A 23,947-nucleotide genomic window follows, 5' to 3' on the forward strand; every position below is an offset into this window, starting at 1 on the left:
GGCCGTCCCCCTAGTCGAATGCCGGTGCGGCGTAGCCGGTCTCGGCATAGTCGCGCAGGTGGTGCAACAGCACGCCCCACGTCGTGTTGCACTTGCGGAAGTTTCCGTGCGTGCCGGGCCAGCCGGCATGTTGAAGTTCCAGCAGCGTGCGGTCGGCGACGGGCGTGATGACGAAGGTTGCAGTAGTGCCGACTGAATCGCCGGGCCCTCGCGTGCATCGCCAGGCCACCCGACCCGGGTCGGATAGCGTGATCTCCCATCTGAACTCCGGATGGTCGGCGAAGGCGAACACCCATTCGCTGCCGACCGATCCGTCGCCCGATGCGTTCGGTGTGTGCCAGCCCTTGACGCCCTCGAGTGTCGCCAGAGCCGCGAACACGCGCTCCGGAGGGGCGGAAACTTTGATCTCGTGGTCGATTTGGGGCACTGTTCTCCTACCTCGCGTCGAGTTCTGGGAATGCATAGTCACGCCATCCGGGAACGTCGGCCACCTCGACGAACTCCCGGCCGTGCTCGGCCTGTGCGGGACCGCATGCTTCACCGGCCACCTTGACGGCAGTTCCATATGGGTAGGTCGCGTCGATGCCGAGTGCCGATCCGGTACGGCGGTCCGGTGGCAGTGTGTCGTCGAGCGTCGGATCGAGCGGCCCGCCTGGCAGGTCATCGACGATGATGACGTCGCGCGCGGGCTGCGTCCGAAAGGCCAGCGCCCACTCCACCTCCCCGGAATTCTGTACATCGATGTCCGGGTCGACCACGATCACCGTCTTTGGCCGCACGTTGGATCCCATCGCCGTCAGGATGGCGTTGCGCGCCTCGCCGGCGAATCGGGGCCGCATGGCCATCACGACCCGGAAATTCACCCCGCCGGACGGCGGAATGGCGACTCGCTCGATCGTCGGGAACGTCTTTCGCATCGAGTCGAGAAACGAGGCTTCGAACGCCAGCTGCTTGAGAACGTGGTTCTCGGTTGTCGGCTTCCCGGTGAGCAGCGCCTGGAAATACGGTTTGTCCCGATGCGTCAGCGCAAGCGGACGGGCGATCGGTTTCATCGAGCCCGGCGTGTAGTAGCCGGTGTACTCGCCGAGGGGCCCCTCGAAGACAGTGTGGTCGAAATCCACCTCGAACTCGATGACGAACTCGGCGTGCGCGGGCACTTCCAGATCGATCGCGCGGCACTTCACCAACTCGACCGGCGCACCGCGCAGTCCGCCCGCAACCTCGAAATCGTTGGTGTCTTCGGGAACTTGGATGGGGCCGGTGTAGGCCAGCATCGGGTCGACACCGATCACCAGCGCGGCCCGGAAGCTCTTCTGCCCCCGCGCAGCGGCCTTCGCGAGGTTCTTTCCGAATCGGTGATTCGGCATGGCCAGAAACGACATGGTGTGCTTGTCGATGATCTCGAAGCGGTAATGGCCGATGTCGGGTGTGCCGCTGTCCGGGTCACGGCTGACCACGATGCCGGCCGTGATGTAGGGGCCCCCGTCGTCGGGGCTGTACCTCGGCACCGGCAGCGTCGCAAGGTCGACGTCGTCGCCGAGGATGACGTTTTCGTGCACCGGCGCGTGCTCGATGACCACGGGCGGGATGCGCTGGGCGAGTCCGTGCAGGATGTGTTCCACGACCGTGTCCTCGTCGCAGCCATAGGCGATCAGGGCCTTGGCCCGTGAGTTGTACACCCCGCCGACCAACGGAAACTCGCTGCCGTTGTTCGTGAACACGATCGCCGGGCCGGCCACCGCTGCGCTCTTGCGCATGGCCTTCGCCACCTCGAGTTCGAGTGCGACAGGACGGTCGACGTCGATGAGTTCGCCCCGCGCACGCAGCGCATCGAGGAACTCCCGGAAATCCTGGTACGGCACGAGGGAGCCTCATCTCTCTGCGGGGCGAGTCCAGCGAAACCAAGAAGTACGGTGTCATCGTTGCCGAGACCCCCCGTTTCCGCGAGCCGAATCGGCAAACACGTTGCTGGACAGGGGCTTGCAGAGGCCGGCCGCAGACGGACGAGTGGCGGGACCGAATGGTCCGGCAACGTCATCCGCGCGTTTCGAACTGACGACGACGTCAATGCCCTGCTTGTAGCGGTCGTTCGGCCATCGCCTACGGTGTCTCTGCCGCATGCCGGCCGGAAGGGAGGATCTCATGGCTGAAGCCGTCATTCGTCAGCGCATCGACGACGCGGTGGGCGCTGTCCGCTCGCGCGACATCGACACGCTCGCGTCCCTGTATGCGCCGGATGTCGTGTCGTTCGACCTCGGCGCACCGCTGCGGTACACCGGCCGCGACAACAAGCGACGCGCCTGGGACGAATTCTTCGCCGCCTACGCCGGACCCATCGCCTATGACGTCCATGAGTTGAACGTCACAACACAGGGAGATGTCGCGTTCGTTCACAGCCTCAATCACGTCAGCGGGACTCTTGTGAGCGGCCGCGTGACCGACATGTGGGTTCGGTGGACGGCGTGCTTCACGCGTGTCGACGGAGTTTGGCTCGTCACGCACGACCACGTGTCAGTGCCTGCAGACCTCGAATTCGGCAAGGCGATGGTGAACCTGACGCCCTGATTCATCGTCTGACAGCTATCCACGTTTACATCCGGTCCGCACGGGGAACAACGGACGCCTCAGCGACGTTGCCCAAGCACCGGCCTATAGAGGGAGGATCACCAATGGCTACCGACTACGACGCGCCTCGCACCAAAGAAGCTGATGAGGTCGGCGACGAGTCACTCGAGGAACTGGCCACCCAGCGACGGGCTTCCGTCGACACGGCAGTGATCGACGAGGACGAGACCGTCGATTCGTTCGATCTGCCCGACGCGGACCTGACCGGTGAGGAACTCACCGTCCGGGTGATCCCCAAGCAGGCCGACGAGTTCACGTGCTCGAGCTGCTTCCTCGTGCAGCATCGCAACCGCCTCGCCCTGCAGCGCGGCAACGAGCAAGTCTGCGTCGACTGCGTGTGACGCGGCGGCGTCCCGCTGTCAGAAATGCCAGCGGGTTGTCGCGACGCGTTCCTGGAACGCGCTCAGAGCTTCGAGGTCTTTTTTCATCAAGGGTTTGTTGACTTTCTCGGTGAAGAAATCGATGAGCGGACCGGCGAAGAACGCGGTCATGACGGTTCCGATGCCGACCTGCCCGTGGAACGCCAGGGCCAGCGCCACGAACGTGAGGTCCTGGGCCACGCGCACCACTCGATAGGGCAGGCGCGTGTGGTCGACGATGATCGGGGCGATCGCGTCGTATGGGGAGTTGCCAAGGGCGGCGGTCATGTACATCGACGCGCCCGCGGCGAACAGCGTGATCCCGATCAGGAACATCACGGTCTGCTCCAGCCGGGTCGGCTCGCCCGGAACAAGCGGGGTCAACAACGCTGAGAACCACTGGATGAAGTAGCCGGTCATCACCATGTTGATGACCGAACCGATCCCGATGTACATCCGGCCGAACAACAGGATCGGGATCAGCAGCACCGCGTTGCTGATGAGTTGATAGGTGCCCAGGTCGAGGCCGATCGTGTTGCTGATGCCGATGTTGGCGGCGGTGTAAGGGTCGACGCCCACCTGCGCGACGCGCAACACCGCAGACCCGAATCCGAGCACGGCGACCCCCACGAACGCCCAGAAGGCGCGCCGCCAATAGTGGTTCTCCCGGTTCGCCACGTTCCCCCTTCCGACGGCAGCCTGCTGCCGACTTTGCCATGGAATGCGGGTCGATCCGGGTGGATTTCACTACGGCGCGCAAGCCGGTCGAGTCACTGGCTGTGCGCCTGCCACGCTCGGGCCGCGATCAGTTCCGGCACCAGCGTCTCGGTCAACAACCGAACATCGTCGGCGTCGTCGCCGGGATAGCGCAGCGTCAACTGCGTGCCCGGCACGTCACCGCCGACGCCCACAACGGTGCTGCTCCGCATCGTGGTCCACTCGGAAAGTTGGGCCTCCCACGGAGATCCGGCGAACACGAGCAGCCGGTAGTCGGTCGTCTTCGTCAGGTACACGTCGACGTGGCTCCAGTCGCCCGTCTCACAGCCCACCGCACCGAGCCGGGGTCCCTCACGGAGCATGAGAGCGCCCTGTTGGGCGGAGGAGAACCGGTGCGCCGGTGCCGCGAGGTGCGTGCCGGCAGGGCCCAGCAGCAGATCGGTAGCCGCTGGCCGCCAGTCCGATTCGGTGTCGAGCAGATGCGCACTCGCGGTGGCCGCCGCACTGATGGCGGCCACGAGCGGGTGGCTGTCCTCGCCTGAGAGCTGGTATTCGAGGGCAAGCAGCAGCGCGAGGGTGTGCTGATAGCTGCGGCAGGCGACGCCGCCTTCCTCCTTGTCGGCCGCCAGGTCGACGACGGCACCACAACGCTCCGAGAGCACCGATCCGGGCGTGTTCGTCAGGGCGACGAAGACCGCTTCGTTGTTCACGCTTTGCATACGGTCAAGCGCATCAAGGGTTTCCGCCGAACCCCCGGTGGCCGAGATCGCCACCACGAGCGTGCCTCTCCCCCAGGTCGGCAACAGTTGCGACGACGCGAGCTCCGACACGGCGACCATCCCGCGTGTCCGCATCCGCGCAGCGGCCACCCCGCCGGCGTAGGCCGACGATCCCATGCCGAGCAGCACGACGCGCTCGACGTCCGACGGCACGACGTCTGCCCATGGATTGCCTTGTGTCAGCGTGTCGGCGAGCCGGGTGAGGGTTTCCGGTTTGCGCTGCAGGTCGGTGTAGAAGGCATCCGGATTCACGGGGCGCTCCCTTCGTCGAGCAATGCGGGCAACGCCGCGTCGGGCACATACATCCAGCGCGGTAAATGCCGTGCTGCGTAGATGATTTCACGCAGCACCTGCTGCAGGCGAAGCGCCCGCAGCGCAGCGGGATCGTAGCTCTCTGCATGTCCCAGCTCGGTGAGCCGGGTGGTGTAACTGTCCAGGAGTGTCCTCCGCGTGAGCGTGTTCACCTCGGCGAGGGTGGCTCCATCGAGCTCGGTGTACTTGCGGGCGACGATCGCGACGTGGGCGAACGACTGAACCATGCCTGCGACGTCGAGCGCGGCGGGTATCGGTTTCATCCGTTCCTCGGCCGCGAGCACGGGATTGCCATCGAAGTCGGTGATCACGAACCGGCCGTCCGCCAACAGCACCTGGCCGACATGAAGGTCGCCGTGCCCTTCTATCACCGGCGTTCCGCCGAGATCGCCGAGCCCGTCGAGGATCTGCTCGATCTCCGCGCGCCGGTCGCGCAGCACCGCCCGGCAAACGGAGGCACTCAGGGACACCGCGGTTTCCAGCGTCTCGAATGCGGCGTCGCGCCATCGGGCCACCTCGGTCTGATCGGCGACCGATGCGGTACCCGCCAGAGCCGCATGGAGTTCGGCGATGAGGGCACCCACGTCAGCCGCGGCGTCCCGGATCCGCTCTGGGCGGCCCGCCCGCGCTGCATCTGTCACGAGATCCACGGCCCAGGTCCAGCCGTCGACGGCACCGGGCAGATACTCGTCGATGGTCGCGACGAGCGTTTCGTCCCCGTCCGCGGGTCGCCAGGTCACCAGACCCCACGGAGCGGGCATGCCGCGGAATCCCGCGGCGCGCAACGCGCTGATGCGGTGGGGCGCCGGGTGGGGGCCGCTCTGGAGGTGGGTTGCCCATTTGACGACGGCGGCGTCGCCGACGATGACCGACTCGTTGGTCTGATCGACCGTGATGGGCCGCTCCCCCGCAGCGCTGCGCCCGGTCCACGAAATCACCGTGAAGGCACCGCTTTTCGCTGAACCTCTCACGCTGCACAACATGTCCAGCATGGCTTCGGCGCCACCGTCGCCAGGCCGCGCGCGGCGCCAGTCGCCGTCTGGATCGCGCACTGCGGGGACGGCGGCCAGGCCGTCGGGGCTGGTCGTGACGACCAACCGTCGGCCTGGTCCGAGATCGAGGTGGTCGAGTTCGATCACGTCTGGTGTTCCAGGCCGACACGCTCGATGGCGTCGGCTCCGACACGCAGCCCATCACGCGCCCGGATCGCGGCGCCGATGTCGGCCAGCTTGGCGCGTAGCTCGGTGTCGGCCAGCAGACGGTCGACCGCGTCGGTGAGTTCGGCGTCGTCGAACGCGTAGGTGTCGAGCCGTATCCCGAAACCGAGTTCATCGATGCGCTGGGCGTTTTCGTACTGGTCCCAGAACAGCGGCAACACGATGAGCGGCTTGCCGAAATGCAGCGTTTCGGTGACGGTGTTGTTACCGCCGTGGGAGATCACCAGATCGACCTGTGGGATCACCTTGGTCTGCGGCAGCATCTGCTCACCGACCATGTTGTCGGCCAGGGTGATTCGATCGGCTTGCGGTCCCTTGCTGACGATGAAGCGGTGCCGGGTCTTACCGAGCACGTCGACGAGACGTTGCATCAGTTCCACGTCGGCTCCGCCGAGCGAACCCAGCGAAAGGTAGATGACCGCACTGTCACCGGGCCGATCGGCGATCTGCCCGGGAACGACGTACTCGTCGTCGGTCTCGCGGACACTCGAGTCCATCCGGATCCAGCTGTCATCGAGCGGGCGGGCTTGCAGATAGTCTGCCTCGGCCGGGTACACATAGAGGTTCGCGGCGTTCGCGCGAGGCATGAATTCCAGGTCGGGTAACGGGTCTGCGCCCTGCGCCTGTACCCACGCGTTGAAGTCTGTCCACATCTCCCGGTGCGTCCGATTCAGCTCGGCGCGGTAGGCCTCCCACTGCGACGAGTCCGCACTCGGCAGACCCGAAAACGGCGGAGGCACGCGGGGGCTGGAGATCTCGAGGGGGCTGCAAGAGACGATCCGCACGAACGGGGCGCCCGCGGTGGCAAGAGCCGGGAAGAGTACGACGTTGTCCTCGACGATGACGTCGGGCCGATGCGTGGCGATGATCTCCCGCAGCCCGGGCTCACAGTATTTGGCCCCGTCGATGAGCGCCTGATACGTGGGCTGGATGAAGGTTTCGAGTTGCTCGATCGTGGGCTTGCGGAATTCCGGTGCGGTCTCGGCGATGAAGTCCGTCCAGAACTTGCCCGCGTCGTCGTCTTCGCCTCCCGCGGTAGGCTCGGCCAGATCGACCAGTTCTTCGATGAAGCCGAACGGAGCGAGCTTGCCCGCCCACGAGCTCTCGGCCGCGAACACGATCCTATGGCCGCGGTCACGCAGTACGGCTGCCAGCCCGATGCACTGATTCGTTGGCCCGTAAGCCGATTCGGGCCAGAACATGATGGTCAATGGCCGGGTGTTGGATGACGTCATGGGCAGCCCTTCATGCTCGGACGGGACGGGGAAGCGGATGGCCGGTCGCCACCCGCGCGTAGTCACAGATCAGTTCGATCGCCGCCGCGGCATCGAGGCTCGGGTGCCGCGCCACCATGCGATAGCCGTACGCATCTTCCAGCGCGACGATGTTGCGCGCGGTCGTCAGCGACGACGATGTCAGGGCGAAAACACCTTGGGCGGCACCGGTTTCCAGGATGATCTGATACATCGCCACCTGGCGGTCATAGAGCGCGGTGAGCATGACCGCATATGCGGGGTAGCGCGCGGCCGCCCCGCCGAGCGCGCACATGAGTTTGACGTCGGGGTCGTCAGAATCGGTGGGCAGACCGGATTCGATGGTGATCACGAGCTTTCGATCAGGCTCGGCGACGCCGTCGATCGCACGCAGCCGCGCGTCATAGAACCGCTCGATGCCGGCCCGATTGGCCTCGACGAGCAGGGTCTGGATGTCGGGAAAGTGATAGAGCACCGCCCCCGGCGTCAAGCCTGCCTCCGCCGCCACCTGCTTGAGCTGGACGTCGGCACCGTGCTTCATCACCGCGGTCTGCGCAGCACGCAGCAATCGCTCACGGCGTTCGGCTCGGCTCACAGGCACGCGCCCATGGTGCCAAGCTCTGCAGGCGGCCCGCTGAATTTTCCTGAACTTCGATGCAGTTTGTATCCAGGTTTTACATGTGAGCTGCGTTTAACGGCGGCATCCGCCCTGAATCAAGGCGCAGTAGACGCGGCCTTCGCATCTTCGCCAGCATCCTGCGTCGCGTTCGAAGCTCTCTTGTCCTCGGCATGCTTCTTGATACCGGCGGTCACTCGGTCACTCAGGTTCTTGACGGACGCCTCGATGCGCTTCACCGCGTCCTTGACGGGAGTGGCTCGTACCGGCTTCTTCGGCGCATCGGCGGACGGCTCCGTCTCGGGAACATCGGCCACCGGTGAAACATCCGATTCTTCAACCGCTTTGACCGGCGCTTCCGGTTCAGCCTCGGGTACGGTCTCGACCTTCTCCTCGCTCACTGCGGGGGTGTCGAGTGTGACGGTCTTTACCGGCGTGCCGAGACCGAACGTTGCGTCTACCGCGGGCGTGCTCACTTCAGATGTGCCGAACGTGGGCGGCGGTGGCGGCTCGGTCGCGAGTGCGGTGGAGATGCCGAGCTGCGCCGCCTCGATGCCATCGACGATCAAGCGGGCGCCGTCGCCGAGGGAGATCAGGAAGTTCCGGGTGCCGTCGATAGCGGCATCGACGATGGTGCCGAGGTCGAACGTGAGCACGGCGGCAACGAGATCTTGCGTGCCCTGGATGAAGGCGTTCGCGACTCCGCCGCCGGCGTCGAGGAATCCGTTGGCCACGTCGATGACCGCCTGCGGCCATGCGGCTGACAGCGCTGCCTGCACCACGAGGTACTTCTGATTGCGCCAGATCGCCGAGTCCAGCAGTGGTTGTCCCACTGCGACGACGGTGTCACGGACCGCGGTCGTGAATGTGTCGAAGGCACCGACGAAGTCGAGGTTGAACAGCTCCTGAATGATTTCGACGGCGATGCCGGGTATGGCCACCACGGATTGGGCCAGCCCGATACCGGACTGCGCGAGCCCGCGCAGGTAGACCACCCAGTTTTGAGCCCAGTTGTAGAGCGCCTGTCGCACTATCGGAAACGTGAGGATGTAAGGAATGTCGATATCGGTGAGTTGAACTTCTGTCGAAATCGTGGGCGTCGCAACGTGCACATTCTCGGCCGGCCACGAGGGCGTGATCGGGGCCATCGCCACCGCGCTCGCGCCGACGAACGCGACTCCGGTGGTGAGCAACGGTCGTAGCGAAACGTCCATGTCTCCAACCCCGATCCTGAGAATTTCCTGAAGGTCACGCGAACTGTAGCCTGCTGCGCTGCCGCTCGCGCGTGAAGCAGAAAAACTGTTGGCGGGCCGAACGTTATGGTGTGTGGCTCGCGAGGAACGCTTCGCAGTCGTTGGCGGACGGTATCGACTTGAATCGTTCGCCGAGCCAGCCCAGTGCGGCGACGGGGCTGGTTCCTTGGTGGGCTTGATCGGGCCAGAACGCGATCTGAACGGTGTCGCCCATCTGGCAGGCGCGGGTCAGCGCGCTGTCGGTCCACGCGGCGGGGATCGCCGGATCCCGGCCGCCGTAGATGACATACATCGGGGCGTCCGTGGGGCCTTGGGGCAGAGTTGTTTTCTGTAGATAGCCGCGCAGGGCGGCGAGCGCCTCCGGGGAGGCGGGCTTGAGGTCATCCGGGCCGAGCTGCGCGGCCAGCCCCATCCGTTCGGTTGCGTTGCAGGACATCAGCGCATCCCAGTGCTGCTCGGCGCCGCCGCGCCGGTAGTCGTCGAGTTCGAAGTCATAGGGGTACGCGTTTTTTACCGCGGCCAGGAACGCGACGTAGATGAGCTTCTGGTCGGGGGTCAACGTGCCCGCCATGGCAGCGTCGGCGATCCCTTCGAAGTCGGCGATCGGCGACAGGCTCGCGGTGGCCACCAGTTCCAGACCGCTTCCGTAGTTCGCCACGAGTTCATTGGCCGCCCAAGCCGCCTGTCCCCCTTGGTAATTGCCCAGCGCGGCCCACGATGTGGAGGCTTCGGGGACCATCGTCCGAGCCGCCCGCACACCGTCGATGATGACGTAACCGGCCGTGGTGGAATCCAGATAGGGGTGATAGATGTCCTTGCCGTCCGACGGCTTTCCCAGCCCTTGATAGTCGGGTACGAACACCACGAACCCGGCCTTCAACAGCTCCTGCACGGTCTCGGAGTTGCCGCCCAGGTTCGGTGAAAGGGATGCAGCGCAATCGGCGGCCGTGCCGTTGACCTCAGGTGCCAGCGCCACGACGGGAAACCCGCCGTCGGGTGCGTTTCCCTTCGGGACGAACACCGAGCCGGTGACATGGGTGTTGTCATCGTCGATTCCGGAGCGCGACCGATACGTCATACCCCTGGCCGACGAGGCCGCATCACGCAGCGCTTGGTCGAGATGGTCCAGCGGCGCTTCTTTGACGACGGTGCCCGCGCCGGGCTCACCTTGTGCGGTGTCGGACGCATCCTCGGAGGCTCCGCCGCAGCCGGCGACGAGCCAGATGACCGACAACAGCGCCAGGACTCGAACCATCTCTTGCGTCTCCAACGTTGGCTTGTGTGCGAGTTCTCACCACAATCTCGCACACAAGCCAACGTTCGGCGTCAGACTGACCCGAGTTCTCTGGCCGCAATCCCGAAAATCTCGTCAGCGCAGCCGATCGCGACGAAGTGACCCGCGCCCTCGACGGGATGCCAGATGGCCCCGGGCATGTGGTCGGCCACCGCCCGATTGATTGGATCGGGAACCATTCGATCGTCGAGGCCCTGCCAGATGTGTACCGGCCGGTCGATCTGCGCCACGTCGAACGCCCAGCGTCGGTACAGCAGTTCGGCGTCGCGTACCAGCCCCGCACTGCCCTGTGCGAAGCACTCGGCCAGTTCGTCGACGAACACGGATTCGTTCTCCGGCTGAAGCAGGATCTGCCGGTCGTAGTCGTTGACGGCGGCACGCGTCTGCTTGACGAAGCTCGCACCAAAGTGCTTGGCGGTAAGGCCAAGACCGGCGTACATCAATCGAAACCCGGGCTTGAACCGCAGCGCGAGAGTCGCGCCCAAGGCATCGATCTTCGACAGATACTGGGCCGCCGAATTGTCACCGAATGCCCCGTAACTGCCGGGCGCGATGCTCGTGACATGTCGCAGGCGCGTGGGGTCGATGTAGGCGGCCGCGGCAAGAGCCCACGGACCACCCTCCGACCAACCGGTCACGCCGAATTCCCGATAACCCATCGCGTCGGCGATGCTGGTCAGGTCGTCGGCCCAGCCGGCATACGTGCGCGCCTTCTGGGGCGTGGACCCGCCCATACCCGGCCGGTCGACGCAGATCAGCCGGAGGCGGTTCGTGGTTGCCGCGTCCGCGAAGAACTGCGCCTCGTACCTGCTGCCCGGACCGCCGTGGTTGTGAATGACGAGCGGGCCCTGCGGATCGCCGACTTCGGCGTACGTGAGCTTGCGGCCGTCTGTGGTCGTCACCGATTGGGCCACCTTGGCCACCTCTCGTGTGCTCGGTGACGGAGCCGCTCACGACTACTTCGGCGTGATGGTCTCGGCGAACGTCCCGTCACCGTGGTTCAACCACGTGATCGTGCCATGCTGGAACTCGCTGATCCAGCCCCCGTTGGCGACGTCCGGCCCGCCTGCTGTTTCCGCCTCATCGGTGGTGGGGAAACCCAACTGGCCTGCCGGTCCGCCGTTTTCGCTGTAGACCCGCAAGATCTCACCCTGCACCACGTGAGCGCCGGTCGAGGGCGAGGAGTAGATAGTGCCGTTGGCGAAAGCCTGAACCGTGCCATCGCCCACCTTCTCCGGCTGCGCCGTCGGGAGACCCAGGGTGGCCTCGCCGCCGGCCTTCGCGTACGCCTCGGCGGTGGGGCCGTCGAGTGTCACCTCACCGACACCGGGTGCGTTGATGGTGCTGGGCGCGCCGCCGATGGCCGACGACACCGCGCTTGATGCCGAGCTTGCCCCCGATTCCACTGCGCTCGTGCCGGCATCGACGGCCGACGACGCGGCACTCGAGGCACTGGACAGCGTGTCCTTGGTGGCATCTTCTGCTTGCGAGCATGCGACGGCAGCTGCGCCGGAGATGGCTAAAGCTGCAGCTACCGCACCTGTGCGTTTCATCAGCTTTGCGTTCATTTGCCGAACGTAACACCGAGGCCCGCGCTTCGTCAGCACCCGACCGGACACTTGGGACAACAAGCCCAAATTTGGGATACCGCGCGAAAAGTCGGTCGCGATACCTCAGACAGGTAGTTTGCTATCCGCATGCAGCAGTCCTCACCAGGCGTTTACCAGCGAACGACGAATCACTTCTATTCGTGGTTCGGACGCCAGGACCGCAGCGTGCGCAGGAGCGTGTTCTTCTTGTACAGATGCTCTTCCATGCGGTCGAGAATGCCGGCCAGCGTCTGCACGGCGTCGACGATGTAGGGTCCCTTGTTGAGCATCACGCACTCGGCTCGGACACCCATCGACGCATCGCTGACCTCCGAGCGCGCCGGTTGGCCCTTCTTGGCCAATTGCTCCAACACCTGGGTCGCCCAGATGACCGGGAGATGCGCGGCCTCACACAGCCACAGCATCTCCTCCTGCAGTTCGGCCATGCGTTCGTAGCCGACCTCGACGGCCAGATCGCCGCGCGCGATCATCACGCCGACGTTGCGCCGCGCCATTGCCGCCATCACCAGCTGAGGCAGGTTCTCGAACGCCGGTCGTGTTTCGATCTTGAGTACGACGCCCAGGTGGTCGGCGCCGATCCGATCCAGTTCGGCGAACAGCTTGTCGATGTCGTCGGCGGTCCGCACGAACGAAAACTCCACCACGTCAGCCACTTCGGCAACCGTGCCGAGGTCCTCGATGTCCTTGTCGGTCAGCGCCGAGATCGGCAGTTCGGTGTCGGGGACGTTGATTCCTTTGCCGGCCTTTAATTTTGCCGAGTTCAGCGCCGGGTGGTCGATCCGAACCTCGAGGACGTCAGGCTTGGCGTCCGCAATGGTGCCGGCGAGCTTGCCGTCGTCGAACAGCACCCGCTGCCCCTTCTCCGCGCGCTCGAAGACCTCGGGCAGCGTGCAGCCGATCCACGGATCGTCGGTGTCCACCGGGGCGGGCGAGCAGTCGCGCGTCACCCGCAGGACATCGCCGCACTGCAGGCGCAGCGCGCCGTCCTCGGATTCCAGCGGGCCGGTGCGCAGCTTCGGTCCGGCGAGATCCATCGCGATCACGCACGAGTCACTGGCCTTGCGTACGTGGGCAGCCATTTCGCGCCACGCGGCCGCATCGTCATGGGCACAGTTGATGCGGGCGACGTTCATGCCGTTGTCGACGAGGTCGGCGATGAGTTGCGGGTCATCGGCCGCCTCGGACGGCAACGTCACCATGATGCGGACACCGCGCTCCGCGGGCGGTGGTCCCAACAGTGCGGCCGCATTGTGCATGAGAAGTTCGGCGCCTTCCCTGACGCCCACGACGACGTCGTCAGGCGGCACATAAGAAGCGCCTGCCATCGACTTGAGCGCAGCCGAAACGAGTTTCAGCGTGGCCTGCACATGCGCCTCACTGCGCCCCAGCGACGACAGACCCAACTCCGCGAGGCGGCCCTGCAGGTCCCGTAGGTCGGATTGCCTGATCGACCAGTAGTGCGCGAGGTTTACGGCGCTGCGTCGATGCTCGGGTACCGTCCGTTCGATCCACGACGCCCACTGGCGCTCGGCGTCGTCGAGGCGGCCGAGCAGCGCGTCGATGTCGCGTTGCAGTTCATCGAGATCGACGTTGGTGTCGGAGGCCATGGTCGTTGATTGCCCTGACCGTGGATGCTCAAACGGAGCCCGCCGTCGAGTCTGTGAGGGCATTCACTTTTGGGCTCGCCGCAGGTGGGTTATGCGGTCAAACGTGGAATTCGACACCCAACGTCAGCGCGCTCTGGCCGATCGCGTCGGACCGGCCATCCAAGTCCCCGATACCAGCAACGAAAACGCACGTCTGCGCTCGGTGAAGGCGCAGGTGAAGGAGAAGACCAACGTCGACCTTCGCGAGGACGTCGTGCTCGCGTGGCTACGGCGTCGTGAGCGGCCGTAGCCGGCCGCGCGCTATGACAGCTTCGTCAAGGTGAATGACCACGGATCGCTTCGTTCCGCGGGTCCACATGCGCTGGCTTCCGTATCGGCAAATCCGCTGCCTTCCAATGTTGCGGCGTCCCATGAGAGGGTGCGGGTGCCGATCATCGGAACGCCGTCGCACGTCCCCGCATCGGGCCACGGGCTCACCATCGTCCACCGTCCGCTGTCCAACCGGGCCTGGCCTCCGTATCGTTCCCACCCCGCGCCACCGGTTGCGACCACTTCGGCGCATCCCGGCCCGCACGACGTCACGGTCCAGGTACTCCACGTCGATGGCCCGCCCACGTCATAGCGGTAAGAACCGGCGAAATCGTCCGCCGCGGCGGCCGGGCTTGCGAAACCTACTGCCGCTCCGGCCAGAACCGTCGCCGGGAGCGTGCCCAAAACAACCCTCAACTTCGCCCTCCTGAGTTGGCGTCGACCCACATCCCCACAGATGCGCGGCATGAGCATTGCATGTGCCGTGCCCTATCCCCTAGTGGCAGTCAGAACTTCCAAGGTGACGGGTTCTGTGAAGAGTCCGCTCGGGTCGATCGCCAGCAATGTGTCGGTTATCGCCTGCTCGAAGGCAGCTTGCCGTTCCCCGAGTAGCCGGCGAAGCGGCAGCGAGGTCGAGTAGAGGTATCCGATGGCTTGTTCGATGGTCCATGGACGGTCGTATTCATAGGTGGTGCGGTCGAATGCCCGGAACGGTGAGCGGGCCAGGATCGCCTCATGGGGTTCTGGGACGCCGGCGGGGATCCTGAGTGTTTCGGGCGGAAGGAAGCGGCTCTGGAGGTCCTCGATAGCTTGTTGCCATCGGGTCGTGGGGCGAACGAGGCAGCCGTCGTTGGCGATCACCAGGCCACCGTCGTCGTCGACCATTCTGTCGAGGTCGGTGAGGACCTGTTCGCGGTTCATCCAATGGAATGAACGGCCCATGGTCACCAGTTTGAATCGCCCGAGGCTGCCGGGAAGATCGTTCGAACTACCTTGTGTCCAGGCCACATTCGTGACGCCGCCCGCCTGGGCTTGCCTGGCCGCTTCGGCGAGCATCTCCGGCTCGGGATCCATGCCGACTGCTTGCGCGACATGCTCGGCGAGTGGGAGTGTCAGCTGGCCGGTCCCGCAGCCGAAGTCGAGGAGTCGGCTCGTTCCGTCCAAGGCGAACCGGTCGACGATGTTGTCGAAAAACCGCTTCGGGTAACCGGGCCGGTATTGCGCGTAATGCCAAGCGGTTCCAGCGAACAGGCCGCGTCCTGGTGAGCCTGGTGCGTCAGACACACTGTCACCTCATCACTTTCGCCACAGCGCTCGCGCGGCCGTGACAACCACCGATCCCCCGACGCTCAACGCGAACACCGCGACCACCATGTGCCGGGTGCGATCGGTGTCGACGAACGCCCATAACTGCAGACTGCCTGCGACCAGAGCCAAGACTCCGAACGCCAAGCCGGCGAGTGCGAGACGCCTGTCTGCCATGCCCACGAGTGTAGGTCGGCTCGCGCCCGGCCACGGAATGAGTTGTGAGAGAACAACTTCTTACCGCTGAAGCGGCGCTCCGGCAGCCGGAGCTATGGTGGGAATGGCGATTGGAGGCCATATGACGCAACTCGACCGCACCGGCGCTGCCACCACCGTGACCGAACACCCCGACCGGTTCACGATCCAGGTTGAGGGCCGCTCGGTGGGACTCGCCGACTACCACGACCGAGACGGCCGCCGGATCTTTCCGCACACCGAGGTCCTGCCGCAGTACCGGGGCCGCGGACTTGCGACGATCCTCATCGCCGAGGCCCTGCGTTCCACGCGTGCCGCCGGCCTGCGGGTAGTGCCGCAGTGCTGGATGGTGGCCGAATATATCGACAAACATCCGGAGTACGCCGACATCACCGACGACCGGTGAACGTTGAGATTGCCGTCAGGGCTGTGATTCCCGCAGAAGCGCAGCCCTGACGGCAATCTCAACGCAGAACGTCAGCGGCTGACGAGCGTGAGGATTGCTTCGGTGAGCCGATCGAGATAGCCATCGTCGGCGTCGACCTGCATGACCGACTGGCGCCAATAGAGCGCTCCCCCGACCATGTCGAGGGCGACCTCGAGGTCGACATCGTCGGCGATCTCGCCACACTGCCTGGCTCGTTCGAACAGTTGAACCGCCTTGAGCCGCCTGGGCTCTCGGATCTGGGCGGCGATCGTGGCGGCGTATTCGGGATCGCGCGCGGCCTCGGCGAGCAGGTCCGGGATGATCGTGCGAGCCAGCCGATGCGTGAGCGCCGCGCGGCCATTGGCGAGATACGCCCTGATGTCATCCCGAAGATTTCCGGTGTCGGGGACATCGATCGCCGCGACCGCGACCTTGGTCACGAGGTCAGCGGCCAAGTCCTGCTTCGATTTCCAGCGGCGGTAGATCGCGGCCTTGCCGACGCCGGCACGTTTGGCCACGGCATCGACGGAAAGCCTGCCGTAGCCGACGGATGCCAGTTCCTCGAAGAACGCCGACTCGATCGCTGCGGTCACGTCATCGAGGAGGACGGGACCGCCCGACGTCCGTCGCGCTGGTGTGGCCACGGCCCGATTGTACGAGACGGAACGGTTGCGTTCCGTTAAAGTCACGCCTACTCTAAACGAGACGATGCAGTTCCGTTTCGTTAAGGAGATGCCATGAAGTTCCTGTTCGACGACGAGTCGTTCTCGTTCGAGACACTGCGCGCGGCCGGCTACGCGAACGCCGGCGGTGCCGATCTGGGTGAGATCCTGGTGACCGCTCGCGCCATCCCCGAGGGCGACGAGGCGGCATGGCACCGGGAATGGAAGGCAACCGCGCAGCGCGTCGAGGCGCTCGGCCGTCAATCCTTGGCCGCCGGTCGCGCGGTCAGCGCGCGTGAGGCGCTGCTGCGGGCTTCGAATTACTACCGCACCGCCGAGTTCTATCTCCGCGAGAATCCCGCCCACGACCCTGAGGCCAAGGAGTTGTTCGCGCGTTCGCGCGAGACCTTCTTGGACGCAATGCCGTTGTTCGACTTCGGTTTCGAGCGCATCGCCATCCCCTACCAGGACACGACACTGCCGGGATACCTCTATCTCGCCGATGACTCCGGACGCGCGCGGCCGACAGTGATCTTCAACGGTGGATACGACTCGACACTCGAGGAGTCCTACGTCGCGCTCGCCGCCGGAGCACTCGCCCGCGGGTACCACGTGCTGGCGTTCGACGGACCCGGCCAGGGTGCGGCGTTACGCGAGCAGGGCCTGACCTTCCGGCCGGACTGGGAGGCCGTGCTGACCCCGGTGGTCGACTTCGCGCTCACCCGCCCCGAGGTCGCACCCGACGCGATCGCTCTCTTCGGCTACAGCCTCGGCGGTTACCTCGCGGCCCGTGCGGCCGCCTTCGAGACCAGGCTCGCCGCGGTGATCCTCAACGACGGCGTCTACGACTTCTACGGAGCGTTGGCCGGCATGATGCCGCCGTTCCTCATCGACTGGATCGACCAGGGCAACGACGAGGCCGCCGACGCGGTCATCGGACTGTTGATGGCGGTGAACACCCAAACGCGCTGGGCGGTGCGAAACGGTATGTGGGCCTTGGGAATCGATACAATTCCCGATCTCGCGCGCGCCTTCAAGGCCTACACGATCGCCGACGTCGCCGCCAAGATCACCACCCCGACGCTCGTGCTCGACGCCGAGAACGACCAGTTCTTCAAGGGGCAGCCCGAACAGGCCGCCGCCGCGATGGTCAACGCGAAGACCACCCTGGTGACGCTCTATGAGGCCGACGGTGCCGGCGAGCACTGCCATATGGGTGCGGCGTCCCGTGCCAATCAGGTCATGTTCGACTGGCTCGATGCCGAGCTACACCGGGCAGTTGCCCCCGGTGAACAGATCGCAGGTGGTCTGTAGGCCGTTGAGTACACCGGCCGGGATGGCGGAGATGAAGTCGGTGACGCTGATGGCGCGCAACGACGTGAGCTCTTTGGCTCGTTGGGAGCCGATCACCACCGCCACCGCGTCGCCCTCTGGCGTGGTGATGGTGAACGAGTCGCCGCCGTCGCCGTATTGCCCCGCGCAATCACTCTCGCAGGCCCCGGTGGTGGGATCGATCTTCTCGTCGAACATGTCGTTGATCCATCCGGCGGACAGCTCGCGGACGGCCAGCGGGTTCTGCGGCTGGGGGAATCCGGCGATGACGTAGGCCGCGACCTGGATGAGCGGGTTGCCGCCTTGCATGGGATCCATGTGCACGCCGTCTTCGAGCACCACACCGGTGAACTGCCCCGGCCGGGCCTCCGACAGCTGATCGTTGACGTCGCTGAACACGTTGAGGTAGTTCAGCGGCGCGCCGATCTCGTAGATCGGGATGTAGTCGTTGGGGTCGTCGTCGCCGGGGTCGAGGGTTCCGTTCGTCTCCAGCTCATCCAACCGCCCCATGGCGTCGGGCACGATGGAGCCCATCGGCACCGCATCGTAAATCACCGCGCCCGCAAGGTCATTCGGCGCGTCCTCGCCGGCCTGACGCCGCGCGACCAACCCCTCCGCGTAATACCCGGCAACCCCGGGCGCGAAGCCGCCGCCCAACGAGTGCCCGACGAGGACGAACTGCGTCGGCACGTCGACGTCGCCGGTGCGGCCCGCCTTCAATTCCGCGGTGCCCATGCTGGCGTTGAGGGCCGTGCGCTCCGGATCGAGGAAGAGCTGAGCAACCGCCTCGTGCAGGTTGTCGCCGCCCAGCCACATGCCGTCGGCCTCGAATGGGTTCGATGTGAACGTCGTGGTGACGACGATGCTGTTGGTCTGATGTGCCAGATACGACGCGGTATAGCTGTAGATCGGCCCGTTCGCCAGGAATCCGTGCTGCAGATAGATCAGCCGGGTCGGCGCTGGTTCACCCTCCGCGGTATTCGGGAAATACCAATTGGATTCGACTTCATGGCCTTCGGAAACCACCAGCGTGGACGTGCTGACCTCGACGTCGTCGCGCAACGCCGGCGGCACCACCGGGTCGCCGCCGACGGCGCGTTCCAGCGTGGCCAGCGTGTCGAACACGACGTCGCCGATCGCCGACAAGGGCTTCGGATAGTTCTGCGGCTCGGGATTGAGCACCAACGCCCCGAGACTGCGGAGTACGTCGTGGATGGTCTCGACGGGATCGTTCGGCGTCGGGGTCGCCGACTCCAGGGCGTTGCGCAGTGTCTTGCCGACCGGGACATCGCGTTGGTCGGCAACCTGTTCCGGTGGCGTCGCCACCGAATTGACGTCCTCCGATCGCGCAGCAGGCGCCGACCGAAGGCTGATCGGTGGCCGGACTCGGACTTCGGCGCTGCGCGGCGCATTCGTTTTGACGGTGGTGGTCGCATCCTCGACGGCTTCGCGAGCCGCGTCACCGATGTCGCGTACCGCGTTCCGAACGTCGCGGGTGGAATCCTGAATCGCGTTGCGTACCTTCGCCCGAACCGCTTCGCCGACCTGACGCGCCGGCCGATCGGACTTCTCGGTCCGGGTGTTCTTTTGTTCGGTGTCGTCGGCCTTGTCTGCAGTCGTGGTGTCGGCCGCTTCGGATTTTGCCCGCTGTTTCACCGAGCGGGTGTTGCTGCGGTTGGGCCGTTGATTCTCGTTCTGCGTGGCCGAAGCCTTGGTGTCCTGCTTCGGTCCGCCGTCCTCATCTGCGTTCGCCGTTCCCGCCCCGGCGAGCACCGCCGCCGACAACCCCGCCGTGAAAACTCCAGCACCAACCCACGCTGCTACTCGTGTCATTCCCCCGCCCCCTTGCGTGTCGAACTTTAGCGACGCTAACGGAAGCGACCGGGGTTGCGGGCGAGTTTCGACGAGATCAGTTGGTGTGCACCAGCGTCGTCGATCCGGGAGAGAATGGAGCCACCAGATTGGGGGCGGTGTGGCGTACACGGTGTCGAAGGTTCGCAATTCGAAACCAGACTTGCTGAACGCTGCCTCTGGGGATGCCGAGCAGTCGGCGTTGCGGGTCGACGCCCAGATCACCCAGGGGCGCGAGCAGATGGACACGCTGCGCGAGGACTGGATCGGCACCGCGTCAGACGCCGCCGGCAAGCAGTACGGCGAGCTCATCGGCTATCAGCAGACCTACCGCGACCAGTTGCGGGCGCTCAAGGATGTGCTTGCAGAGCGAGGCCCGAAGCTCGTCGAATTGCGGTCCCAGTTGGACACCGCCGTCAACGACGCCGAGGGCAGATGGGATGTCGCCGACGACGGCTCGGTGTCGCCCGGCTTCTGGTTGGCGTGGTATGTGTTCACCAACCCCGCGGAGGCATTGAGGATCGAGGCTATGCGGATCGAGATCGAGTGCAACATCAAATTGCTGCTGGCTCAGTTCGAGGCCGAGGACCTCGCCACGGGCAACGCGATCCGCCAGATCGGCAGGGAGCTGGCATGACACAGCCGACCACCATGACGGTGGTGATTGACGACCTGCGCGCCACCTCCGGGGTGATGAACGACATTGCGAGCGGGTTCTACAACGACGGTGGCGGCCCGATCCTCAAGAGTGTCACGAGCGCCGACACCGAACTCGACAGCACGAAGGCTTGCGGCGAGGTGGGTGACATCATGCTGGCCTATGCGCAGACACTCGGCGACGGTGTGTCCGAGCACGCCGGCAAGCTGAGCGCCGCCGCCGGCCACTACGAACGAGGCGACACCGCGGCCGCCGAATCGATCGACTTCGATCCACCTGAGGAACGCGAACTCGAAGTCGGAGACGATCCCGGCGAACCCGGATACGACCCGGGCAACGAGTACGAGCAGGCACTGCAGAATGCGGGTCTGCTCAACGGCCCGAGCTCGGGCATGTACCGCGAATGGCTTCAGAACGCCGCCGACAACGACGTGCCCCCGGAGACGATCGTCGAGATTGCCCGCCAGCAGAACATCTCGCCGGCGAGCTTCGACGTGCTCAGAGGTTTGGAACGCGTCACCAACGACAACCAGAATGACGATCCCAAGGACGACACCGACTACTTCATGTTGCCCGAGAATGTCACTGCGGAGCAGGCGCGTCAGGCGGCGCTGATGACCTACATCTTCAACGCGGGCACCGGGTACGGGTCCTCGCGAGGCAACGCCAACAACGACTTCGCGGAGACGCCCTACTCAGCGGCGGAGGTGCAACGAATCAAGGACCGTCAGGAAGCCAACAGCTGGAGCTACGACTTACTCGAACGGGCGACCGGAACATTCGCCGCCACACCGAACGGCATGGTGATGGGCGTCGGCGGCGAGTTAATTCAGCAGACCGTCAGCGCACAAGCCGGCACATGTGTCGGCGATGTCTTCGCAGTCAACATGGACCATCCACCCGGTGGCGCCGCTGAGGAGCTGCGCAAAATCATCCAAACAGGAACGCCCGCATGGCAGTCCGACGATGGAAAGGTCCATCGGAACGTGGATCTCGACCTCGACCGAGTCCTGCACCACGAGGAGCGGCACTCTCAGCAATGGGCCCAAAAGGGCTTTCTGAAATTTGTGCAGGAGTACTTCACACCGACCGGCGCCGAACACAACCCGTTCGAGACCAACGCCGGCGCCGGCGACGGCGGGTACCACTGATGCTCCGTCGTGTCGGTGCTTTCCTGGCGATCACCGCAGCGATCGTCTCATCGACCGGTTGTGGACCATTCCGGCAAGAGAATCCGATGGAAACCTCACTGCCGTCCGCCAAATTTGGTCTGCGCGTCACCGACGGTGAGTTGCGTTTCTGGACCGGGGCGCCATGTCCCGGCACCACCGGGGTCACCCTCGAGTTCTCGAATCCACAGACCGACGATGCCACCCTCGAGCTGTCCACGCCGTCCTACGACGAAGGGCTCATGCCCGGAGTCGAGCTCGAGCACCTAAACCTCAACGGGCCCTATCCCGGCTTCAGCGTCAAGCAGCCTCTGCCACAGGGATTCGATTGGCACACCGCACAGCGTCTGGATCTGCTCGTCTACGGACCCCCGCACTCACAGGGCATTGGGATCGATTTCGCCCCGATCGCCTCCGAGATCAGCGAGCATTCGGCCGAGCACCCTGAGGACACGTACTACTTCCCCGACATCGGCTGGCTCAGCCCCGCCGAGGTCGCCGCGAAAGACGGCAAAGAGTTCATGACCGTCTGCACACCCGACCCTGCCAGGGACGAGGCCGTTGCGGCGACCGTCGGGGTCCGCGTCACCGATGGGACGCTCCGATTCTGGACGGGCACGCCATGTCCGTTCGACTCCGGTGTGGTCCTTACCTTCCAACCCGGGCTGGTCGAGACGACCCTGAAAAACACCGAGCTGGACCCCGACTTCGAACACCTCAATCTCGGCGAGCCGGCTCCACAGTTCACAGTCACTCGCCCACTGCCGAACGACTTCGACTGGCGCACGGCCAAATCGGTCCTCTTCCGGCTTATCAAAACCGATACGGCAACCAATCGCGCCAACCAACTTGTGTGGAGCAAGACCACCGAATTGGCCACTCCGATCGCCGAGTCCGCGCAGCATCCCGCTGACACCTATTACTTCGAGGGTCACGGCTGGCTCAGCCCCGCAGAGGTCGCTGCAAAGGACGGATCAATTCAGACCATCTGCGGCAGGTAGCGTCTCGGGAATCGCTAGAGCCGGCCGGCCGTGAAATCGGCTGCCTGCGCGACCTTTCCGGACTGCACATAGGACACATGGGCACCCATGTCCCAGCCGCCTTCCCAACAGATCGGGTCGCCCTGGTTGCACTGGTCGATGGAGTTGCCGGCGAATTGCGGCGCCAGCGTCGGTAGCGCCCTTCCGGCGAGCATGTTGGCGAATCCGGTGCGCGGGGTACCGAACAGCGCCGTCGCTGCCACCCGATCGGCGACCTGGGGAGACGCCTCGTTGGTGGCCAGTTCGATGACCGCCGCCCCCTGCGAGTAGCCACCGAGCACGATCTTCGTGTTCGGACAGTCGGCGGCGATGGACTCGATGAGGGATCGCGCAGCGTCGACACCGGCCGGCGTGCTGACGTTGAAGTCATTGCTCGCCGGGTACTCGACCGCGGCCGCGTCGACCGTGCGCGGTGCGACCCGCGCACGCAGGTCCTCGACGAACGGACCACCGACACTCCCCAAGCCGGGCGGCTCGTTGGTGCCGCGCGCGAACACCACCTCGACATCGGCGCATGGCGCAGCTGAGGCCGGCGCAGGTGTAACGGTCGGAGCAACCGCGGCCAATGCCGCGAGCGCCAAAATCCATGCGGGCTTGATCGTCATACCGACCGATCGTACGAGCGCCACGTTGACGGGACCGGCTTGAGCCAGGTCACGAGGCCAGCGAGTTGCCCTCTCGCGGCGTCGAGGTCGACCCGCCCCGGATCCGTGGCCGCAGGCCGTAGTCGTCTGGGCGGAGCGCAATGTCGCCGTAGCTTGCGAGGTCTTGTTCGGTGCCCAGTGTTAGCTCGACCGCGGTCTTGGCCTGGAAGAGCGCGATCACTGCCTGCTGATGATGTTCGGTGCCGAAGGACGTGAGAGCCAGCGTGAGCTTCCGGTCGACGTACTCAACCGACTTCTGCAGTTCCGAATCGGCCGGCTCAGCCGGAGCATCGGCGCGCTGGACCGTTTCCTCGCCGAGGCTGCTGTACCAGCGGTGCCCGAGCGCGCCGAGAACGCCTGCGCACACCGGCACCACCGCGACCGTGCACAGCACACCGAGGGCGTTGTCGAGCGCGATGGCGCCGGAGATTCCGAGCAGCAACGCGAGCAGCGTAAGCGAGGACAGCTTGCCCGCTGTGGGCACCGCTTCGAACCGACGCCACATCTTCGCGACACCGATCGCGCCATATCGAGCAGCGGCCGCCACGAACCCCGCGACGCCGGCCATGGCCTTGAGCACGAGGCGGCCGATGTCGTCGACCTGCTTGCGGCTGATCGGCGGCTTCGGCATCGACCACGTGCGCTGCTGATCCGACGGTGCGGGCCCCGCCTGTTGCTCAGCCGACGTTTCGATGGTGGGTTCCACGCCAGTC

The 23,947-nt window shown here is 65.3% G+C and carries 27 protein-coding genes; 8 read left to right on the plus strand and 19 right to left on the minus strand.

The window, feature by feature from the left end:
* Positions 1–10: 10 nt before the first annotated feature.
* Positions 11–427 (minus strand): SRPBCC family protein, encoded by a 417-nt coding sequence (locus tag AWC31_RS09520; RefSeq protein ID WP_085144059.1) that lies wholly within the window; start codon positions 425–427, stop codon positions 11–13.
* A gap of 7 nt (positions 428–434) precedes the next feature.
* Positions 435–1,862, minus strand: coding sequence for a UbiD family decarboxylase (locus AWC31_RS09525; RefSeq protein ID WP_085144060.1), 1,428 nt, complete (start codon positions 1,860–1,862; stop codon positions 435–437).
* A gap of 280 nt (positions 1,863–2,142) precedes the next feature.
* On the opposite strand from AWC31_RS09525, the gene AWC31_RS09530 reads away from it, so the two are divergent.
* Both AWC31_RS09530 and AWC31_RS09535 read left to right on the plus strand, forming a co-directional pair.
* Entirely contained in the window at positions 2,143–2,565 is a 423-nt protein-coding gene (locus tag AWC31_RS09530; protein WP_085144302.1) for a YybH family protein, read from the plus strand.
* Positions 2,566–2,669: 104 nt separating this feature from the next.
* A complete protein-coding gene (locus AWC31_RS09535; RefSeq protein WP_067844532.1) occupies positions 2,670–2,966 on the plus strand; it encodes a DUF4193 domain-containing protein in 297 nt (98 codons plus the stop codon).
* Between the two features lie 18 nt (positions 2,967–2,984).
* Here the strand turns inward: AWC31_RS09535 and AWC31_RS09540 are convergent, their stop codons facing one another.
* The 10 genes from AWC31_RS09540 to AWC31_RS09585 all read right to left on the minus strand — a co-directional run bounded on the left by AWC31_RS09540 (position 2,985) and on the right by AWC31_RS09585 (position 13,642).
* Positions 2,985–3,662, minus strand: a complete 678-nt coding sequence (locus AWC31_RS09540) for a YczE/YyaS/YitT family protein (protein ID WP_085144061.1) — start codon at positions 3,660–3,662, stop codon at positions 2,985–2,987.
* Between the two features lie 92 nt (positions 3,663–3,754).
* The gene (locus tag AWC31_RS09545) at positions 3,755–4,732 is read right to left on the minus strand and encodes an SIS domain-containing protein (RefSeq protein ID WP_085144062.1); all 978 of its coding nucleotides are present in this window, start codon (positions 4,730–4,732) and stop codon (positions 3,755–3,757) included.
* Positions 4,729–5,931, minus strand: a complete 1,203-nt coding sequence (locus AWC31_RS09550; protein ID WP_085144063.1) for a glucosamine kinase — start codon at positions 5,929–5,931, stop codon at positions 4,729–4,731. The genes AWC31_RS09545 and AWC31_RS09550 overlap by 4 nt, the downstream gene beginning before the upstream one ends.
* Positions 5,928–7,244, minus strand: coding sequence for a glycosyltransferase (locus AWC31_RS09555; protein ID WP_085144064.1), 1,317 nt, complete (start codon positions 7,242–7,244; stop codon positions 5,928–5,930). The genes AWC31_RS09550 and AWC31_RS09555 overlap by 4 nt, the downstream gene beginning before the upstream one ends.
* Positions 7,245–7,254: 10 nt before the next feature.
* A complete protein-coding gene (locus AWC31_RS09560; protein ID WP_085144065.1) occupies positions 7,255–7,863 on the minus strand; it encodes a TetR/AcrR family transcriptional regulator in 609 nt (202 codons plus the stop codon).
* Between the two features lie 113 nt (positions 7,864–7,976).
* On the minus strand, positions 7,977–9,092 hold the full coding sequence (locus AWC31_RS09565) for a hypothetical protein (protein ID WP_085144066.1): 1,116 nt from the start codon (positions 9,090–9,092) through the stop codon (positions 7,977–7,979).
* A gap of 103 nt (positions 9,093–9,195) precedes the next feature.
* On the minus strand, positions 9,196–10,386 hold the full coding sequence (locus tag AWC31_RS09570; RefSeq protein ID WP_085144067.1) for a lipase family protein: 1,191 nt from the start codon (positions 10,384–10,386) through the stop codon (positions 9,196–9,198).
* A 71-nt stretch (positions 10,387–10,457) separates the two neighbouring features.
* Positions 10,458–11,327, minus strand: a complete 870-nt coding sequence (locus AWC31_RS09575) for an alpha/beta fold hydrolase (RefSeq protein ID WP_234816783.1) — start codon at positions 11,325–11,327, stop codon at positions 10,458–10,460.
* A gap of 54 nt (positions 11,328–11,381) precedes the next feature.
* Positions 11,382–11,993, minus strand: coding sequence for an LGFP repeat-containing protein (locus AWC31_RS09580; protein ID WP_085144068.1), 612 nt, complete (start codon positions 11,991–11,993; stop codon positions 11,382–11,384).
* 176 nt (positions 11,994–12,169) lie between these two features.
* Complete coding sequence (locus tag AWC31_RS09585) at positions 12,170–13,642, minus strand: pyruvate kinase (RefSeq protein ID WP_085144069.1); 1,473 nt, start codon at positions 13,640–13,642, stop codon at positions 12,170–12,172.
* Positions 13,643–13,733: 91 nt separating this feature from the next.
* Here AWC31_RS09585 and AWC31_RS09590 point away from each other — a divergent pair, with 91 nt between their 5' ends.
* On the plus strand, positions 13,734–13,931 hold the full coding sequence (locus AWC31_RS09590; RefSeq protein WP_133060128.1) for a hypothetical protein: 198 nt from the start codon (positions 13,734–13,736) through the stop codon (positions 13,929–13,931).
* An 11-nt stretch (positions 13,932–13,942) separates the two neighbouring features.
* On the opposite strand, the gene AWC31_RS09595 is transcribed toward AWC31_RS09590, so the two are convergent.
* The 3 genes from AWC31_RS09595 to AWC31_RS09605 form a co-directional block, all read right to left on the minus strand.
* Positions 13,943–14,368 carry a hypothetical protein gene (locus AWC31_RS09595; RefSeq protein WP_133060129.1) on the minus strand — a complete coding sequence of 142 codons (426 nt, stop codon included), beginning with the start codon at positions 14,366–14,368 and terminating at the stop codon, positions 13,943–13,945.
* Between the two features lie 72 nt (positions 14,369–14,440).
* Positions 14,441–15,235 carry a class I SAM-dependent methyltransferase gene (locus tag AWC31_RS09600; protein WP_207626331.1) on the minus strand — a complete coding sequence of 265 codons (795 nt, stop codon included), beginning with the start codon at positions 15,233–15,235 and terminating at the stop codon, positions 14,441–14,443.
* 12 nt (positions 15,236–15,247) lie between these two features.
* Positions 15,248–15,433 carry a hypothetical protein gene (locus AWC31_RS09605; RefSeq protein ID WP_085144072.1) on the minus strand — a complete coding sequence of 62 codons (186 nt, stop codon included), beginning with the start codon at positions 15,431–15,433 and terminating at the stop codon, positions 15,248–15,250.
* Positions 15,434–15,554: 121 nt separating this feature from the next.
* On the opposite strand from AWC31_RS09605, the gene AWC31_RS09610 reads away from it, so the two are divergent.
* Positions 15,555–15,857 carry a GNAT family N-acetyltransferase gene (locus AWC31_RS09610; RefSeq protein WP_085144073.1) on the plus strand — a complete coding sequence of 101 codons (303 nt, stop codon included), beginning with the start codon at positions 15,555–15,557 and terminating at the stop codon, positions 15,855–15,857.
* Between the two features lie 71 nt (positions 15,858–15,928).
* Here the strand turns inward: AWC31_RS09610 and AWC31_RS09615 are convergent, their stop codons facing one another.
* Positions 15,929–16,522, minus strand: coding sequence for a TetR/AcrR family transcriptional regulator (locus AWC31_RS09615; protein WP_085144074.1), 594 nt, complete (start codon positions 16,520–16,522; stop codon positions 15,929–15,931).
* Positions 16,523–16,615: 93 nt separating this feature from the next.
* Between AWC31_RS09615 and AWC31_RS09620 the strand changes: the two genes are divergently transcribed.
* Positions 16,616–17,854: an alpha/beta hydrolase family protein gene (locus AWC31_RS09620; RefSeq protein WP_085144075.1), complete on the plus strand. Its 1,239-nt coding sequence runs from the start codon at positions 16,616–16,618 to the stop codon at positions 17,852–17,854.
* On the opposite strand, the gene AWC31_RS09625 is transcribed toward AWC31_RS09620, so the two are convergent.
* A complete protein-coding gene (locus AWC31_RS09625) occupies positions 17,807–19,705 on the minus strand; it encodes a hypothetical protein (RefSeq protein ID WP_133060130.1) in 1,899 nt (632 codons plus the stop codon). The genes AWC31_RS09620 and AWC31_RS09625 overlap by 48 nt on opposite strands.
* A 181-nt stretch (positions 19,706–19,886) precedes the next feature.
* On the opposite strand from AWC31_RS09625, the gene AWC31_RS09630 reads away from it, so the two are divergent.
* From AWC31_RS09630 to AWC31_RS09640, 3 genes are all read left to right on the plus strand, one after another.
* Positions 19,887–20,360, plus strand: a complete 474-nt coding sequence (locus tag AWC31_RS09630; protein WP_234816784.1) for a WXG100 family type VII secretion target — start codon at positions 19,887–19,889, stop codon at positions 20,358–20,360.
* Entirely contained in the window at positions 20,357–21,532 is a 1,176-nt protein-coding gene (locus AWC31_RS09635; protein ID WP_085144078.1) for an ESX-1 secretion-associated protein, read from the plus strand. The genes AWC31_RS09630 and AWC31_RS09635 overlap by 4 nt, the downstream gene beginning before the upstream one ends.
* Before the next feature lie 86 nt (positions 21,533–21,618).
* Positions 21,619–22,551 (plus strand): hypothetical protein, encoded by a 933-nt coding sequence (locus AWC31_RS09640; protein ID WP_133060131.1) that lies wholly within the window; start codon positions 21,619–21,621, stop codon positions 22,549–22,551.
* 14 nt (positions 22,552–22,565) lie between these two features.
* On the opposite strand, the gene AWC31_RS09645 is transcribed toward AWC31_RS09640, so the two are convergent.
* Both AWC31_RS09645 and AWC31_RS09650 read right to left on the minus strand, forming a co-directional pair.
* Complete coding sequence (locus AWC31_RS09645; protein WP_085144080.1) at positions 22,566–23,195, minus strand: cutinase family protein; 630 nt, start codon at positions 23,193–23,195, stop codon at positions 22,566–22,568.
* A gap of 49 nt (positions 23,196–23,244) precedes the next feature.
* Positions 23,245–23,940 carry a hypothetical protein gene (locus AWC31_RS09650; protein ID WP_234816785.1) on the minus strand — a complete coding sequence of 232 codons (696 nt, stop codon included), beginning with the start codon at positions 23,938–23,940 and terminating at the stop codon, positions 23,245–23,247.
* Between the last annotated feature and the right edge of the window lie 7 nt (positions 23,941–23,947).

Source organism: Mycolicibacterium wolinskyi, from assembly GCF_002101965.1.
GTDB classification, from domain to species: Bacteria; Actinomycetota; Actinomycetes; order Mycobacteriales; family Mycobacteriaceae; genus Mycobacterium; species Mycobacterium wolinskyi.